The organism is Bifidobacterium rousetti (genome assembly GCF_008698235.1).
Taxonomy (GTDB): domain Bacteria; phylum Actinomycetota; class Actinomycetes; order Actinomycetales; family Bifidobacteriaceae; genus Bifidobacterium; species Bifidobacterium rousetti.
The window spans coordinates 1-16215 of sequence record NZ_PEBH01000019.1; the positions used below are offsets into that span (position 1 = coordinate 1).

Sequence of the window (16215 nt, forward strand, 5' to 3'; positions counted from 1 at the left end):
GGAATTCCGGAACATGTCCCTCACAGCCTAATCAGGTACCCTTAATAAACCACATCCAACAATCGGGGCGCAGTTCAATTTCGCGAAATGGGGCCGCGCTATAATCGCCTTCGGTTCCGGCCGACGATGGATTGTCAATATGCCTCTCGCATATCGATACGTCGCACGCAGGGCCGGGGCGAGTCGCAATTCTCGCCGGGATCCCCACCCATCGCGACAGCGCGAACGTGACCGTGGCGGACGGAGATCCCGCACAACCCAAGGAAAAGAAAGAAAACATGGAGAAGTTCTTCCATTTGAAGGAGAGCGGCACGACGGTCTCGACCGAGGTTCTGGCCGGTCTGACCACGTTCTTCGCGATGGCGTACATCATCGTCGTCAACCCGCAGATCCTGTCGTCCACCGGCATGCCGTGGGGCGGCGTCTTCCTCGCCACGATCATCGCGGCGATCATCGGCACGCTCATCATGGGCCTGTTCGCCAACGTGCCGTACGCCCAGGCCGCGGGCATGGGTCTCAACGCGTTCTTCACCTACACCGTCTGCTTCGGTCTCGGCTTCCCGTGGCAGCAGACGATGTGCATGGTGTTCCTGTGCGGTCTGATCAACATCGTGATCACCGTCACCAAGATCCGCAAGATGATCATCATGGCCATCCCCGAATCGCTGCAGCAGGCGATCGGCGGCGGCATCGGCCTGTTCGTCGCCTACGTCGGCATGCTCAACGTCGGCCTGATCAAGTTCACGCCGGGCGACCCGAAGGCCGCGGCCAAGGGCGGCGCCGTCGCGGCCACGCCGGGACTCGCGAACTTCAACGACAAGGTGCTGTGGGTCTTCCTCATCGGCCTCGTGCTCGCGATCGTGTTCACCGTGCTCAAGGTCAAGGGCGGCATGCTGCTGGCCATCGTCATCACGACGATCATCGGCATCCCGTTCGGCGTGACCAACTTCGGCTCCTCCCAGTCGCTGTCGCAGACGTTCTCCGAGCTGCCGGTCACGTTCGGCGCGATCTTCAGCGCCGAGGGCTTCCCGGCGCTGTTCTCCGACCCGGCCAAGCTGCCGCTCGTGATCGTGACGATCTTCGCGTTCTCGATGTCCGACACGTTCGACACGCTCGGCACGTTCCTCGGCACCGGCCGTCGCACCGGCATCTTCTCCCTTGAGGACGAGAAGGCGCTGGAGAACGGCTCCGGCTTCTCCTCCAAGATGGATCGCGCGCTGTTCGCCGACTCGATCGCCACCTCCATCGGCGCGATCTTCGGCACCTCGAACACCACGACCTACGTCGAGTCCTCCGCCGGCATCGCGGCGGGCGGCCGCACCGGTCTGACCTCCGTGGTCGTCTCCGTCTGCTTCGCGCTGTCCATCTTCTTCGCGCCGGTCATCTCCGCCGTGCCGTCCGCCGCGACCGCCGGCGTGCTGGTGATCGTCGGATGCATGATGGCCGCCTCCCTCAAGGAGATCGACTGGACCGACATCTCCGAGGCGATCCCGGCGTTCTTCGCCACCGCCTTCATGGCGTACTCCTACTCCATCTCCTACGGCATCGCCGGCGGCTTCATCATGTACTGCATCGTGAAGACCTGCAAGGGCAAGGCCAAGGAGGTCCACCCGCTCATCTGGGTCGTCGCCGCGCTGTTCATCATCGACTTCGTGTGCATGGCGGTCCTGTGATCGACTGACCGCCTGATCACCTGATTAGCGTTACGAAAGCCCCGTACCACACGGGGCTTTCTCATTGGCAAGCCAACCCACGGGGAACGTACGCTGAGGGTTTGCCAGCGTACGTCGGATGTGGCTTGATGTCGGTCATCACCCGTATTCGTACGCTGCACGCGTGGTGGCGTACGAATACGGGTGATAGGCGATGATGGCCACGGGGAACGTACGGTGCCTGCGTGGCAGTGTACGGAGACAAGGGGTGATTTGTTTTTGGCCACGGAGAACGTACGGATGGAGTGGATCAGCGTACGTTGTTTGTGGGAAGGGAGTGGTTAGCCCGTACTCCCCGAACAAAGGACTAGGCATTAGCGCCTCCTAGCGAGAGGAAACCGTCATACTTCGTCGGCAACCTCTCACCGGCAGCGCCTCCAGCGAGAGATCCACGCCACGGCTCTCACAGCAACTCTCACCAGCAGCAGTCCAGTGAGAGATCCATGTCACAACCCTCACAGCAACTCTCACCAGCAGCAGTCCAGTGAGATGTCCACGTCACGACCCTCACAGCAACTCTCACCAGCAGCAGTCCAGTGAGAGAGCCACGTCACAACCCTCACAGCAACCTCTCGCCACCAGCACTTCCAGCGAGAGATCCATGTCACGACGTGGACGAATGCGGGGAATGTGGTCGATCAGCCAAACCAGGGCGTGAGGATCCCCAAAAAACACGGGAAGGCCCCGGGCTGGCGGGAACCAGTACCGGGGCCTTCCGTTGAGGTGACGGCTTAATCGCGTCGCGGGATCAGCCGAAGCGGCCGGAGATGTAACGCTCGGCCTCTTCGTTCTGCGGGTTGTTGAACATCGTGGTGGTGTCCGCGAAGTACTCGAGGTGACCCGGCTGGCCGACGGCCTTCAGGTTGAAGAAGGCGGTGTAGTCGGCGATACGGGCGGCCTGCTGCATGTTGTGGGTGACGATCACGATCGTGTAGTCGTTCTTGATCTCGTTGATCAGGTCCTCGACGGCGAGCGTGGAGATCGGGTCCAGAGCGGAGCAGGGCTCGTCCATGAGAATCACCTTCGGGTGGACGGCGACGGCGCGCGCGATGCACAGACGCTGCTGCTGACCACCGGACAGGCCGATGCCCGGGTTGTCGAGACGGTCCTTGACCTCGTTCCAGAGGTTGGCGCCACGCAGGGCCCACTCGACGAGATCGTCGGCGTCGGACTTGGAGATGTGGCGGTTGTTCAGGCGAACACCGGCGAGCACGTTCTCGCGGATGGACATCGTCGGGAACGGGTTCGGGCGCTGGAAGACCATGCCGACGTCACGACGGATGGCGACCGGGTCCATGTCCTTGTCGTAGATGTTCTTGCCCTCGAGCAGGACCTCACCCTCGACGTGGGCGCCGTTGATGAGCTCGTGCATACGGTCGAGCGTGCGGAGCACGGTGGACTTGCCGCAGCCGGAGGGGCCAATGAAGGCGGTGACCTTGTTGGCCTCGATGTTGATGTTCACATCCTCGACGGCCAGGAAGTCGCCGTAGTAGATGTTCTCGTGGTTGACGTCAATACGTTGTCCCATGATATTTTCCTTGATTCCTTGAAATTCGAAGCGATTCGAACGGTTAACCGATCAGCGCTCGGTCTTGACAGCGAAGATCTTGGCGACCAGACGACCGATCAGGTTGAGCACCAGAACGATCACGATCAGGACGAGGGCGGCGGCCCACGAGCGTTCCATCGGGATGTCGGCCACGCAGGCGGAGGTGGCGGCAGCCGGGCAGTTCGCGTGCAGCTTGCTGTACTCCTGGTAGACGTACACAGGCAGGGTGGTCATCTGGCCGGAGAACAGGTTGACGTTCGTCGAGGAGATGTAGCCTGCGGTCATGAGCAGAGGCGCGGTCTCACCGATGACACGGGCGATGGCGAGGATGCAGCCGGAGACGATGCCCGGCAGAGCCGTGCGCAGCACGATCTTGGTGATCGTGCGCTGCTTGGTGACACCCAGCGCCAGCGAGGCCTCACGCAGATCGTTCGGGACGATCTTGAGCATCTCCTCACAGGACTTGACGACGGTCGGCAGCATCAGCAGGGACAATGCCACGGAGCCTTCGAAGCCGTTGATCGTACCGGGGCCGAAGACGATGGTGAACATCGAGAATGCGAACAAACCGGCGACGATGGACGGGATACCGCTCATGACGTCGACGAGCATGGAGACGGTCATCGCGAGCTTGCTGCCCTTGGCGTACTCCACCAGGTAGACGGCGCACATGATGCCGATCGGGATGGAGATGACCATGGCGCCGCCGGTGATCTCCAGCGTACCGATGATCGCGTGGAGAACACCGCCGTAGCCGCCGGACGGGGTCGGATTGCCGCCGACCACGCCGGTCATGTTGAAGGACAGGAAGTTCAGGTTGAGGCGCTTGAGACCGTTGACGATCGTCGTCCACAGGACGGAGACCAGCGGGATGCAGGCGATGACGAAGGCCAGCACGATGAGGCCCGTCATGAAGTAGTCCTTGTACTTGCGGTAGTTCGAGTACGAGGTCTTCGGCGCGAACTTGTCGAAGTCGATCTTGGGAGCGCCGTCGAGGTTCTTCTGCTTGGTTACTTCAGCCATCAGGCACTCGCTTTCTCGGTGATCTTACGCGCGGCGTAGTTGACCACGAAGGTGATGAGGAACAGGATCAGACCGGTTCCGATCAGGACGGACACACCCAGATCGTTCGCCTCAGGGTACTGCGCGGCGATGTTCGCGGCGATGGTCTGGTTCTGGGAGGCCTGCAGCAGCTTGATGGAGTAGGTGAGGCCCGGGGACAGGATCATCAAGACGGCCATCGTCTCACCGAGTGCACGGCCGAGGGCCAGCATGGAGGCGGACACGATACCGGACTTGCCGAACGGGATCACGGCGAGCTTGATCATCTCCCACTTGGTGGCGCCCAGACCGTAGGCGGCCTCCTGCTGGAGGGTCGGGGTCTGGAGGAAGATGTCACGCGACATCGAGGTGATGATCGGCAGGATCATGACGGCCAGAACGACCGCGACGGTGCCGACGGTGCGCTGCGGGCTCGCGGCCGGTCCCTGGAAGATCGGGATCCAGCCGAGATAGGTGGCGACCCAGTTCCAGAACGGGTAGATGGCCGGGACCAGAATCAGGCCACCCCACAGACCGTAGATAACGGAAGGAATGGCGGCGAGGAGGTCGACCACGTAGCTCAGGCCGGTGGCGACCCTCTTGGAGGCGTAGTGCGAGATGAACAGTGCGATGCCGATCGCGACGAAGAACGCGATGATCAGGGCGAGGATGGACACGAGAACTGTACCGAACAGCAGCGGCAGCACGTAGCCCCAGAAGTTGCTGGTGGCGCCGCCGGTGAAGTTGGAGACGGTCTCGCCGTTGGCCTTCTGATCGCCGCCGATAAGCGGCCATGCACGGAAGAATAGGAAGAGGAACACGGCGGCGAGCACGACAAGGATCAGGATGCCGCAGGCATAGGCCACACCCTTGAAGACCTTGTCGGCGGTCTTGCCGGTCACCGGCTCAACGACCGGTTTGTCTTGCGAAGTCACGAAATCTCCTTATGGGAATGGAATTGTCGTGGAACTAACGGAGATGAATGAAGCGATGGGGGGAGCCTTCGACCGACCGCAAGCCGCAACCGTTTTAAGACGACTGCGGCTTGCTGGTGGTTGCTATTCAATTGTATTTGGTCGGTGCGAAGGTGTGGGTCGGCCTTACGGCCGACCGGCCGTCATCACTTGGTCTTGATGGCCTCGATGGACTTCGAGATCTGGGAGGTCAGGCTGGCCGGCAGCGGAGCGGAGCCGGCGGCGTCCTGAGCGGTCTTCTGGCCCTCATCGGAGGTGATGTAGGTCAGCCAAGCCTTGACGAACTCGGCCTGCTTGGTGTCCTTGTAGGCCGGGCAGGCGATCGCGTAGGAGACGAGGACGATCGGGTAAGCGCCCTCGGCGGTGGTCTCGTGGTTGATCTTGATCACAACACGGTTGTCGCCCTTGGCGGTGTCGTCCTGCTTGGAGTCCTCGATGACCTTGGAGCCACCCTCAGCGGAGATCTCGTTGTAGGAGTCGCCGACCTTGACGGCGACGGTGCCGAGCTTGCCGACCTGGGAGAAGTCAGCGTAGCCGATGGTGCCGTCGGCCTGCTGGACGGTGGAGACGACACCCGAGGTGCCCTTGGCGCCCTGGCCGACGTTGTTCGGCCAGTTCTCGGAGAGGTCGTAGGTCCAGGCGTCCGGAGCGGCGTCCTTGAAGTAGGAGACGAAGTTCTGGGTGGTGCCGGACTTATCGGAACGGTGCACGACGGTGATCGCGGTGTCGGGCAGCTTGAGGTCCTTGTTCTGGTCGGCGATGGCCGGATCGTTCCACTTGGTGATCTTGCCGTCGAAGACCTTGGCGATGGTGGCGGCGTCCATGTTGATGTGCTTGCCGGCGTCGGAGATGCCCTTGAGGTTGAAGATGACGGCGATCGGGGAGATGTAGACCGGGACGTCGAAGGCGGCACCGGAGGCGCAGACGGCCTCGGACTTGGTGACCTCGTCATCGGACAGGGCCTTGTCGGAGCCGGCCCACGCGGTGGCGCCGGTCAGGAAGGTGGAGACACCCGCGCCGGAACCGGTCGGGTTGTAGGCGATCTTGGCGTCCGGGTTGGTGCCCTGGAAGCCGACGATCCAAGCCTCGACGGCGGCCTGCTGGGAGGAGGCGCCGGCGCCCTGGAAGTCGCCGGAGATCGGGGTGGTCTCGGAAGAGCTAGAGCTGGAGGAGCTGTTGGAGCTGGTGCTGGCGGTCGTGTTGTCGCCGCAGGCGGCAAGACCGGCGAGCATAGCAATGCCGGAAACGGCGGCAATGGTACGCACGAAGATGTTCTTACGCATTTCTTTCCCTCATTCAACTAACTTGACGGCCATGGGAAGGCCGCCCGTCAATTATTGACATCTACAAGCCTATTGGCGTTGGGAAGTCGTGAGGGCCGAAACCGGTGAACGGATGATGAACAATCCGCAATATATGCCTACGTCGTTTTTCGGGACGATGGCGTAGTTTACGGGATCATGCGGGATCAGTCAGGAATCACGCGGCGGGCGTGTCGATCTTGTAGCCGAGGCCACGCACGGTGGTCAGGTACTTCGGATGGCTCGGGTCCTCCTCGATCTTGGCGCGCACGCGCTTGACGTGCACGTCGAGGGTCTTGGTGTCGCCCACGTAATCGGAGCCCCAGATGCGGTCGATCAGCTGGTGGCGGGTCATCACGCGGCCCTTGTTCTGCAACAGGTACTCGAGCAGCTCGAACTCCTTGAGCGGGAAGAACACGTTCTCGCCGCGCACGGTGACCTGATGCTGCCCCACCTGCATCGAGATGTCGCCGCAGGTCAGCGGGATGTCGTCGCCGGAGCCGGAGCCGTCGGCCGCGCCGGCCGGCTGCTGGTTGCGGCGCATGACCGCGCGGATGCGGGCCAGCAGCTCGCGGAACGAGTACGGCTTGGTCACGTAGTCGTCGGCGCCGATCTCAAGGCCGACGACCTTGTCGATCTCGGCGCTCTTCGCAGTGAGCATGATGATCGGCACACGGCTCTGCTCGCGGATGCGACGGCACAGCGCGGTGCCATCGATGCCGGGGAGCATCAGGTCGAGCAGGACGAAATCGATGCCGCCCTTGGTGAACAGCTCGAGACCTTCCTCTCCGGTGGCCGCGGCGGACACGTCATATCCCTCGCGTGTGAGCTGATAGACCAGCGGTTCCCTGTAGGATTCCTCGTCTTCCACGATGAGAATGCGCGTCATGATCACCTTTCATTGCCGTGTGAACAAGCTGTGAGCTACCTGAACCATCCTAGCCGTTCGCCGCGTGTTCATCCGTACTTCGCCTCAGACTACGTAATTTTCCAGCCCTTTGGAAGGAAGGTTTTATTGAAGGAACTCAATTCCCCGCCATTTCGACGTCAAACTCGATGGTTCAGGAAATGGCGACTACGTTTCTTTCGGCCTGCTTTCGACGATCGCCGCGGTCAGTTCGAACCGCTTCGAGCGTCGTCGTCGCTCGGAGCCGTCGCGGCCGGGGAACCTGCGGCCGGGGCGTCCGCGGCCGGATTGCCTGCCGCCGTGTCGTCTCCGCCGGCGCCCGACGCCGCATCACCGGAATCACCGGAACCACCGGAGTCCTCCGCCAGAGGCAGTTCGATCGTGAACGTCGAGCCCTCGCCCTCACGCGACCAGACGGACACCGTGCCGCCGCAATCGGCCACGCAGTGCTTGACGATCGCGAGTCCCAGACCCGTGCCGCCGGTCTGGCGGGAACGCGCCGGATCGACGCGGTAGAAGCGTTCGAAGATGCGGTCGATCGACTCGGCCGGGATGCCGATGCCCTGATCGATGACGCGGATCTTGACCTTGCCGTCGTGCGCCGAGATGGCGATGCGCACGGTGGTGTGCTCGGGCGAATAGTGGATCGCGTTCTCGATGAGGTTCTTCACCGATGTGGTGATCGATTCCTCATCGCACGAGATCGTCGCATCCGGCTCGCCCTGGGAGGGTTCGAGGGATACGGGATCGCCGTTGAACGACAGGTCGAGCTCGATATGGCTGGCATCGGCCTGCACCTGGTTCTCCGCGATCGCGTGACGCACGACGGCGAGCACCGACAGGCGCTTCGCATCGAGCACACCGGCGGAATCCTGCGCCTTCTGCAGATCGATCAGGCGGTGGACGAGTTCGGTCAGCCGCGTCGACTCCTTGGCGACACGCCCGGAGAAGTAGCGCACGGCGTCCGGATCGTCGGCAGCGTCGCCGATCGTCTCGGCGAGCAGGGAGATCGCGCCCGCCGGCGTCTTGAGTTCGTGGGAGACGTTCGTCATGAAGTCGCGACGCATCGCCTCGAAGCGACGCTGCTCGCTCATGTCGCTCACGAAGATCGCATACCGGTCCTCTCCGATCGCCGCGACGCGGAGTTTCAGATACCGGGTGTTCGACGGGACCCGCTCCCCCGCCTGCACGCCGTGCCCGGAATTGTCGGACACGACCGGCGCGCCGGTGTGCACCGGGTCGACCGGCAGCTCGATCTCGCGCTCGCGCGGCTTGCCGTCGGCCGCGACGCGCGCGAGGATGCCGATCGCGTCCTCGTCCGAGATGCGGCCCGATTCGGTCAGCCCGATGCCTTCGCACCGCTTGCCCATATAGACGACGTTCCCCTGGCCGTTGACGAGGATCACGGCTTCGGGCATCGCGTGCACGAACGACTCCTCGGCCACGCGCACCGACGGCTCCACGCCGAACAGCACGTCGTCCTCGGACAGCTCGGTCTGCGTGCGCGGGCGCGTCTCGCGGCCGAGACGCTCGCCACGCTCCAGACCCGTGGAATAGGCGATCGCGACGGCGATGGCGCCGACAAGGATCGCCACGATCAGAATCTGCCACCACACCATGAGTCCGCCCCCATCCGCCGGTCATCGCCACGCATGCCGCGATGCACATGGGGACCCCGAGTCATCCGCGCACAGGCCCACGCATCACGTTCGGCTATTCACGATAGTCGAGACGGAACGTTCCAAAAGGAAGGGACTACGTAAGTTCAGCAGAAGTTCATACTGCCGTCGCGGACGGTACACCACGGGCGGCAGACCAAGGGCGGTGCGATCCTGCGCGACTCGAGGGTGGGCGGACCGGTGACCGCACGGGCGGACTCCAAGCGGGGCTACAGGCGGACTACAGGCGCTTGACGATGTCGACCGCGAGCGCGGCCGCGGTGTCGGCGTACTCGCTGATGTCGAACTCCTTGAAGACCTCATAATCGGTGTCGGCGTTGTCCGACAGGGCGCGGATGACGAGCGCGGGTACGTCGTTGCGCGCCGCGACCTGCGCGACGGCCGCACCCTCCATCTCGACCGCGTCGGCGCCGGTGTCGTGGACGACCTTGCGCACCTGCGCCTCGGTGTCGACGAAATAGTTGCCGGATGCGATGATGCCGGTGATATGCGTGATGCCGGCCGCGGAGAGTGCTTCGTCGGCGAGCGCGAGCAGATGGTCGTCGGAGTGGAACTCCTCGACCGGATGCTCGGCCGTGCCGGGCTTCCACTGGCCGACCAGACGCATGTCGGTGTCGAGGAATCGCAACGTGCCTCCGAGCACGACGTCGTTGATGTGCAGGTTCGTGTTGAGGTTGCCGGCGATGCCGGAGAAGATCACGGCGTCCGGCCGGTACGTGCTGATCAGGTGCTGCGTCGTCGCCGCGGCGGCAACCAGTCCCATGCCGCCGACCGTGGCGACGACGGTCACGTCCTCGCCCGCGTTCGTGGTGACGGTGCCGCGCGCCACGTCGAGGCTCGCGGCCTTGTCGTGCTCGACGCCGTCGAGGGCGCGCGCGATCAGCGCGACCTCCTCGTCCAACGCCCCGATGATGGCGATCGTCCTGGCCATGTCGTTTCTCCTGTCGCTCGCGTTCGTATGTACTCGCCTTCGAGCGTACTCAGGATTGGTTGAACTGTCACGTTGTCTATGGCGACCGTGAGGGGGCGATATGCCCTGTTCGTGACACGCTCAAGGCCGCTCGGCCAAGCCTACGGTCACGAACAGGGCATATCGCCCCCTCACTCGGAACGTTGGAAAGTCACGTCACATCGCCACGAGACAGAGTCACGCAATATTGCCACGAAAAGAGCGGAGGACCGGAATATTTCGTTCTCGACCGTAGGCTTGGCCGAGCGGCCTTGAGCGTGTCGAGAATGAAATATTCCGGTCCTCCGCGGACACCGGCGTTACTTACGAGCACCGGTTACGACTACCGGGAATCAGGCTTCGTAGTCCTTGTTCTTGCTCTCCTTGATGAGGAAGAGGGCGACAAGGGCGAGGGCGGCCATGATGGCCATGTACCAGCCGACGGACACCACGGAGCCGGTGGCCTGCACGAGGGCGGTCGCGATGGACGGGGCGAACGCGCCGCCGAGGATGGCCGCGAGGTTGTAGCTCAGGCCTGCGCCGGAGTAGCGCACGTTGGTCGGGAACAGCTCGGGCAGGTAGGCGCCGCACGGACCGAACAGGCCGCCCATGAGGGCGAAGCCGACGCACAGGAAGATCATCACGGTGGCGACGTTGTGCTGGAGCAGGTTCATCGCGAACAGCGAGAAGACGAGCGTCAGCGCGGTCGTGGTGATGAGGACCTTCTTGCGGCCAATGCGGTCGGAGTAGATGCAGGAGATGAGGATGAAGATCGCGAAGAACACGACCGAGGTCATCTGCATGGCGAGGTACTCGTTCTGCGTGAACGCGGGCTTCATGACCTTGACGCCGTAGCTCAGGGACCAGGTGCCGAGCACGTAGAACAAGGTGTAGGTGATGCCCATCGCGAAGGTGCCGAGGAGCACTTCCTTCCAGTACGGCACGAGCGCGCGCAGCGGGTGCTTGACGACGCGGTCGTTCTCGACGGCCTTGCGGAAGATCGGGGTCTCGGTCATGCGCAGACGCACGTACAGGCCGATCGCGACGAGCACCGCGGAGCACAGGAACGGGATGCGCCAGCCCCAGGCCTGCATCTTGTCGGGGCCGAGGGTGGAGTCGAGCAGCAGGTTCAGGCCATAGGCGCAGAAGAAGCCGATCGGGGCGCCGAGGTTCGGGAAGGAACCGTACAGGGCGCGCTTGTTGGCCGGCGCGTTCTCGGTGGCGACGAGGGCGGCGCCGGACCATTCGCCGGCGAGGCCGACGCCCTGGCAGGCGCGGCAGATGCACAGGATGATGATGGCGAAGATGCCGAACTGGTCATAGCTCGGCAGGCAGCCGACGAGGAACGTGGAGATGCCCATCGTCATCAGGGCGACGACGAGCGTGGTCTTGCGGCCGATCTTGTCGCCGAAGTGGCCGAAGAGCATCGAGCCGAACGGGCGGGCGAGGAACGACACGGCGAACGTCAGGAACGCGAGCATCGTGCCGATGGCCGGGTTGGCCTTGGTGGCGGCCGGGAAGAAGATCGCGCCGAAGTAGCTGGCGGATGCGATGGAATAGCAGTAGTTGTCGTAGAACTCGATGGCGGTGCCCACCATCGACGCCGCGATGATCTCGGGAACGGAATCCTTCTTCACGGGCTCTGCCGCTGCGACTGCAGTTGCGGACATGATTGAAATACCCCTTATTGGTACTCTAACTTCTCTCGCGCGGGAGCTGGACCGGGGTAACGGACCGTCCCACGTCAATAGCGGGGATATGCGGATCATCCGACTGACGGCTTGTGGCTTGCAGCGGTGTCCGCACACCGCTGTGCTGATGTATAGGTCTACTCGTGGAGGAGGCACGATGGTGCGATCGCTCACATTGTGGACGCCAGTCTCATGTTTTGTGATACGGCGTGGACCTGTCCGACCCGCGGACGGCGCGACGGCGCGAGGCTCAGCGCCAGCGGCGCGTGGCGACGGCCTCGGCGAGCGTGCGCAGCAGACGCTCGGTGTCGGGCCAGCTCAGGCACTTGTCGGTGATCGACTTGCCGTAGACGAGCTGGCTCAGCGGCGCGGCGGGCTGGTTGCCACCCTCGATGAAACTCTCCATCATCACGCCGGTGATGCCGCGCTCGCCGTCCGCGATGCGCGCGGCGATCTCGCGCACGACCTCGGCCTGACGGTGCTCGTCCTTGCCGGAGTTGCCGTGCGAGCAGTCGACGATCAGACCGTGCGATGCGGCGGAATCGGCCGGCATGCGCTTATGGATCGTCTCCAGCGCGGCGGCGACGTCCTCCTTGGAATAGTTCGGGCCGGAGCTCGAACCACGCAGCACGACATGGCAGTCGGGGTTGCCGAGCGTCTTGACGACGGCGGCGCGGCCCATGTGGTCGATGCCGAAGAACGTGTGCTGCTGGGCGGCGGCGAAGCAGGAGTCGGACGCGGCCTTGACCGAACCGTCGGTCGCGTTCTTGAAGCCGATCGGCATCGACAGGCCGCTGGCGAGCTGCCTGTGGACCTGGCTTTCGGTGTTGCGCGCGCCGATCGCGCCCCAGCTGACGGCGTCGGCGATGAACTGCGGGCTGGTCGGCTCGAGGAACTCGGTGGCGGCGGCGAGCCCCTCCCCCAGCACGCCGAGCAGCGTGCGTCGGGCGAGCAGCAGGCCCTTCTTGATGTTGCAGGAGCCGTCAATGTCCGGATCGTTGATCAGGCCCTTCCATCCGACGGTGGTGCGGGGCTTCTCGAAGTAGACGCGCATGACGATGAGCAGCTGCTCGTCGAGTTCGTCCTTGAGTTTGGCGAGACGACGGGCGTAATCGAGGGCCGCGGCCGGATCATGGACCGAACAGGGGCCGACGACGACAAGCAGACGGTCGTCCTGCCCGTACAGGCAGGCACGGATCTCGTCGCGCGAGTAGGCGACGATCTCCTGCGCCTCGTCGGTCAGGGGAAGGTCGGCGAGGACCTGCGCGGGGGTGGGCAGCACCTCGAACTCGAGCACGCGGCGGTTGACGATGCGGCTGATGCCTACCTGATCCTCCCAACGAGGCACATCGGTGGCGACGAGCGGGTTCTTGCCCGCGTCGATCGCCTCCTGAATCGCCTTGAGGTCCTCAGGCTTGTTGAGCGGCTGCTGCTGCATGGTCTTCGTCTCCCTTTATCACACTCTTCCTTTAACAGGATAGGGGATGGGGTACAGCGACTAGAGGGCGTGACGGGCCGACACCGCGTCCGCGAGGGTCCTCAGCAGCTCCTCGGTGCGATCCCACGGCACGCAGGAGTCGGTCACCGACTGTCCGTAGACCAACTGGTCGAGCGGGGCCGGCTTCTGATGGCCGGCGACGAGGAAGCTCTCCATCATCACGCCGAGGATGCCGGGCTCGCCCTGCGCGACACGCTCGGCGATCTCCTCGACGACCTCGGCCTCACGAACCTCGTCCTTGCCGCAGTTGCCGTGCGCGGCGTCGATGATCAGACCGTGCTCGCTGGGGCCGGACGCCTTGGACTTTTTCAGATCGGCGAGCGCCTGGGCGACGGACTCCTTGTCGTAGTTCGGACCGTGGTTGGACCCGCGCAGCACCAGATGACAGTCGGGATTGCCCTTCGTCTCGGCGGAGATCACACGGCCGTCGAGGTTGATGGACAGGAAATGATGCTCGAACGCGGCGGCATAGCAGGAGTCGGCGGCGGGCTTGATCGAACCGTCGGTCGCGTTCTTGAAGCCGACCGGCATCGACAGGCCGCTCGCCAGCTCGCGGTGCACCTGGCTTTCGGTGTTGCGCGCGCCGATCGCGCCCCAGCTGATCAGATCGCAGATGTACTGCGGGGTGATCGGGTCGAGCCACTCGGTCGCCGTCGGCAGGCCGAGGCTGAGCACGTCGGTCAACACCTTGCGAGCCAGCCACATGCCCTTGCGGATGTCGAACCGGCCGTTCAGATCAGGATCGTTGATGAGGCCCTTCCAGCCGATCGTCGTACGAGGCTTCTCGAAGTAGACGCGCATGACGACGAGCAGACGGTCGTCAAGCTCCTTGGCGACGGCGGCCAGCTTGGTCGCGTACTCGTGCGCGGCCTTCGGATCATGGATCGAGCAGGGGCCCACGATGACGAGCAGACGGTCGTCACGGCCGTGCAGAACGTCACGGATCTCCTGACGGGATTTGAGCACCAGATCGCTCATCGGCTTGGTGAGCGGAAGTTCCTTCAGGAACGCGCGGGGCGCGGGGATCGGGTCGAGCTGACGGATGTTGACATCGACGGTCTCGGGAAAGACGGCCCGCTCCCCCAAACGCTGTACGTCCTCGGAACTATCCGGGCCACGAAGTGCTGCCATGCCGACTCTCCTTTCTCATCGATGCTGTCGGTGTTTCGATGTGATTCATGCACGCGGACGTGCATGGTGCAACAAGGACATCACTGTAGCGATAGTGGCACGACAACGGCATCTGCCGACCGTTCTGTGGAACGATCGGCAGATTATGCAGGGGTTTTGGCAGAGGCCGTCCGGGCTGTCCGCTACGCCAAAGCGCCCATCGGATCCCACGCCGGCAGGGAGATTGCGGGCTCCTCGAGCGCCTTCAGGTACTCCTCCGGCAGGAGCGCCTTCGGGACCGCCACCTCGTACACGTACTCGGTGAACCAATCGTCACTCATCGTGAAGTAGCCCTTATCGGCGATCTTCGCGCCCCACGAGTTCTCCACACGCCAACGACGGGTGGAGCCGTCCTCGGCGACGTCGACGCCGGCGAAGGCCATCGCGTGGTTCATCGCGGAGTCGGCGAAACGCACGCGCGCCTCCTTGTCGAGATCGAAGTCGACATCGTAGATCGAACCGTACTCGAACAGGTCGGTCGCCCACGCGCCGGACTCGCGGTCCATGAACGGGTGGCAGTCGGCGCCGAACCACACCGGGATGCCCTCCTCGACAAGGATCTTCTTGACGCAGTCCTTCATGAACTGGTTCGGCACGTTCAGGTACTCGGTGGGATCACCGCCGGCCACGTTGCCCAAGTGCTCGATCGCGATCTTCCTGCCCTTCGGATGCTCACTGCGCGGATCATCGACCAGACACACATAGGACTCCAGATCAGCAGAACCCACATACTTCGCCCAGAACTCCTGCGGAGTCACCTCGCCGTCACGGTGGAACACACCGTCCTTGTCCGTCCACTCCCAATCGAACGACACCGGCGGCTCACCCAGATGAATCGTCAGAATACGATGACCGGCGGCGCGGGCGTCCTCGACGGTCTCGTCGATGCCGGCGTCCTCACCCGCGGCGTAGGCGGCGTACATGTGCGCGACCGCGGTGTGCAGCATGTGACGCAGCTGCGTGTTCATCTCGCCGGTGTTCTTCGACGAGGCGGTCTCCGGGAACAGGTCCTTCGGCACGGCGCCGTACTTCTTGTACACGTTCATCGCCATCGTCCACTGGCCGCCGTCGCCCATCACGTCGACGAGCAGGTGCTGGATGAGACGGGAGTCGGCCGGCTCGCCCGCACGCACGAGGGCGGCGACGTCCTGCAGGAAGTAGTTGATGCGCTCGAGCTTGTCGTAGTACATCGCGTAGTTCTGCGAGAACTCGAACTCCTTGAGACCGAGGTTCTTCTTCGCGACGAAACGGGCGACGTTCAGGGAGCTGAACAGCCAGCAGCGGCCGGAACGGTCCTGATGCGTGGCCTCGCCGTTGTCGACGACGGTGGAGAAACGGCGCTGCAGCAGGCGGGCGCGATCGTAGTTCTTGGCGACGGTGTTGATGCCGGCGGCGGTCACCGCGTTCATCGCCATGCGGTTGGTGCCGTCCGCGTCGAATTCGTCGCGCAGGGCGGACAGGGCCTCGCTGCTCAACGGCTGCAGGGTGGTCATAGCTTTGTGCTCCTTTTTACTGACCTTGTGGGTTGGTTTCGGGGCACTACCTTACAATCCGGCGACGAAGAGTGGACGATGGGGGTTGGTGAACGCGCGAACGCCCTTCCATCGGGGGATGGAGGGGCGTTCGTTGCGACTAACTGCAGATGTTTCTTACTCTTCGGACTCCTGAGTGGCGGCCGGGTTGGTGGGGAGGGCTACCGTTTCGTCGGACTCGGGCTCTGACTCGGGGGCGGGCTGCTCCGCTT

General features: G+C 63.6%; 12 protein-coding genes. 1 reads left to right on the forward strand and 11 read right to left on the reverse strand.

The window, feature by feature from the left end; translation table 11 throughout:
* Positions 1-278: 278 nt before the first annotated feature.
* Positions 279-1673: an NCS2 family permease gene (locus CSQ85_RS12555; protein WP_107041552.1), complete on the forward strand. Its 1395-nt coding sequence runs from the start codon at positions 279-281 to the stop codon at positions 1671-1673.
* A gap of 787 nt (positions 1674-2460) precedes the next feature.
* On the opposite strand, the gene pstB is transcribed toward CSQ85_RS12555, so the two are convergent.
* The 11 genes from pstB to CSQ85_RS12610 form a co-directional block, all read right to left on the reverse strand.
* The gene (pstB, locus tag CSQ85_RS12560) at positions 2461-3240 is read right to left on the reverse strand and encodes a phosphate ABC transporter ATP-binding protein PstB (protein WP_043164614.1); all 780 of its coding nucleotides are present in this window, start codon (positions 3238-3240) and stop codon (positions 2461-2463) included.
* 51 nt (positions 3241-3291) lie between these two features.
* The gene (pstA, locus tag CSQ85_RS12565) at positions 3292-4284 is read right to left on the reverse strand and encodes a phosphate ABC transporter permease PstA (RefSeq protein ID WP_150384299.1); all 993 of its coding nucleotides are present in this window, start codon (positions 4282-4284) and stop codon (positions 3292-3294) included.
* Positions 4284-5237, reverse strand: coding sequence for a phosphate ABC transporter permease subunit PstC (pstC, locus tag CSQ85_RS12570; RefSeq protein WP_150384300.1), 954 nt, complete (start codon positions 5235-5237; stop codon positions 4284-4286). Before pstC ends, pstA begins: the two co-directional genes overlap by 1 nt.
* 185 nt (positions 5238-5422) lie before the next feature.
* A complete protein-coding gene (pstS, locus tag CSQ85_RS12575; protein ID WP_150384301.1) occupies positions 5423-6559 on the reverse strand; it encodes a phosphate ABC transporter substrate-binding protein PstS in 1137 nt (378 codons plus the stop codon).
* 196 nt (positions 6560-6755) lie between these two features.
* Entirely contained in the window at positions 6756-7466 is a 711-nt protein-coding gene (locus CSQ85_RS12580; RefSeq protein WP_107041548.1) for a response regulator transcription factor, read from the reverse strand.
* Positions 7467-7690: 224 nt separating this feature from the next.
* On the reverse strand, positions 7691-9103 hold the full coding sequence (locus tag CSQ85_RS12585; RefSeq protein WP_107041547.1) for a sensor histidine kinase: 1413 nt from the start codon (positions 9101-9103) through the stop codon (positions 7691-7693).
* Between the two features lie 280 nt (positions 9104-9383).
* Positions 9384-10094: a 5'-methylthioadenosine/S-adenosylhomocysteine nucleosidase gene (mtnN, locus tag CSQ85_RS12590; RefSeq protein WP_107041546.1), complete on the reverse strand. Its 711-nt coding sequence runs from the start codon at positions 10092-10094 to the stop codon at positions 9384-9386.
* Between the two features lie 371 nt (positions 10095-10465).
* Entirely contained in the window at positions 10466-11782 is a 1317-nt protein-coding gene (locus tag CSQ85_RS12595) for an MFS transporter (RefSeq protein ID WP_150384302.1), read from the reverse strand.
* Between the two features lie 271 nt (positions 11783-12053).
* Positions 12054-13241: a 3-deoxy-7-phosphoheptulonate synthase gene (locus CSQ85_RS12600; RefSeq protein ID WP_150384303.1), complete on the reverse strand. Its 1188-nt coding sequence runs from the start codon at positions 13239-13241 to the stop codon at positions 12054-12056.
* A 60-nt stretch (positions 13242-13301) separates the two neighbouring features.
* Positions 13302-14432: a 3-deoxy-7-phosphoheptulonate synthase gene (locus CSQ85_RS12605; RefSeq protein WP_150384304.1), complete on the reverse strand. Its 1131-nt coding sequence runs from the start codon at positions 14430-14432 to the stop codon at positions 13302-13304.
* A gap of 182 nt (positions 14433-14614) precedes the next feature.
* The gene (locus CSQ85_RS12610) at positions 14615-15964 is read right to left on the reverse strand and encodes a C1 family peptidase (protein ID WP_150384305.1); all 1350 of its coding nucleotides are present in this window, start codon (positions 15962-15964) and stop codon (positions 14615-14617) included.
* Between the last annotated feature and the right edge of the window lie 251 nt (positions 15965-16215).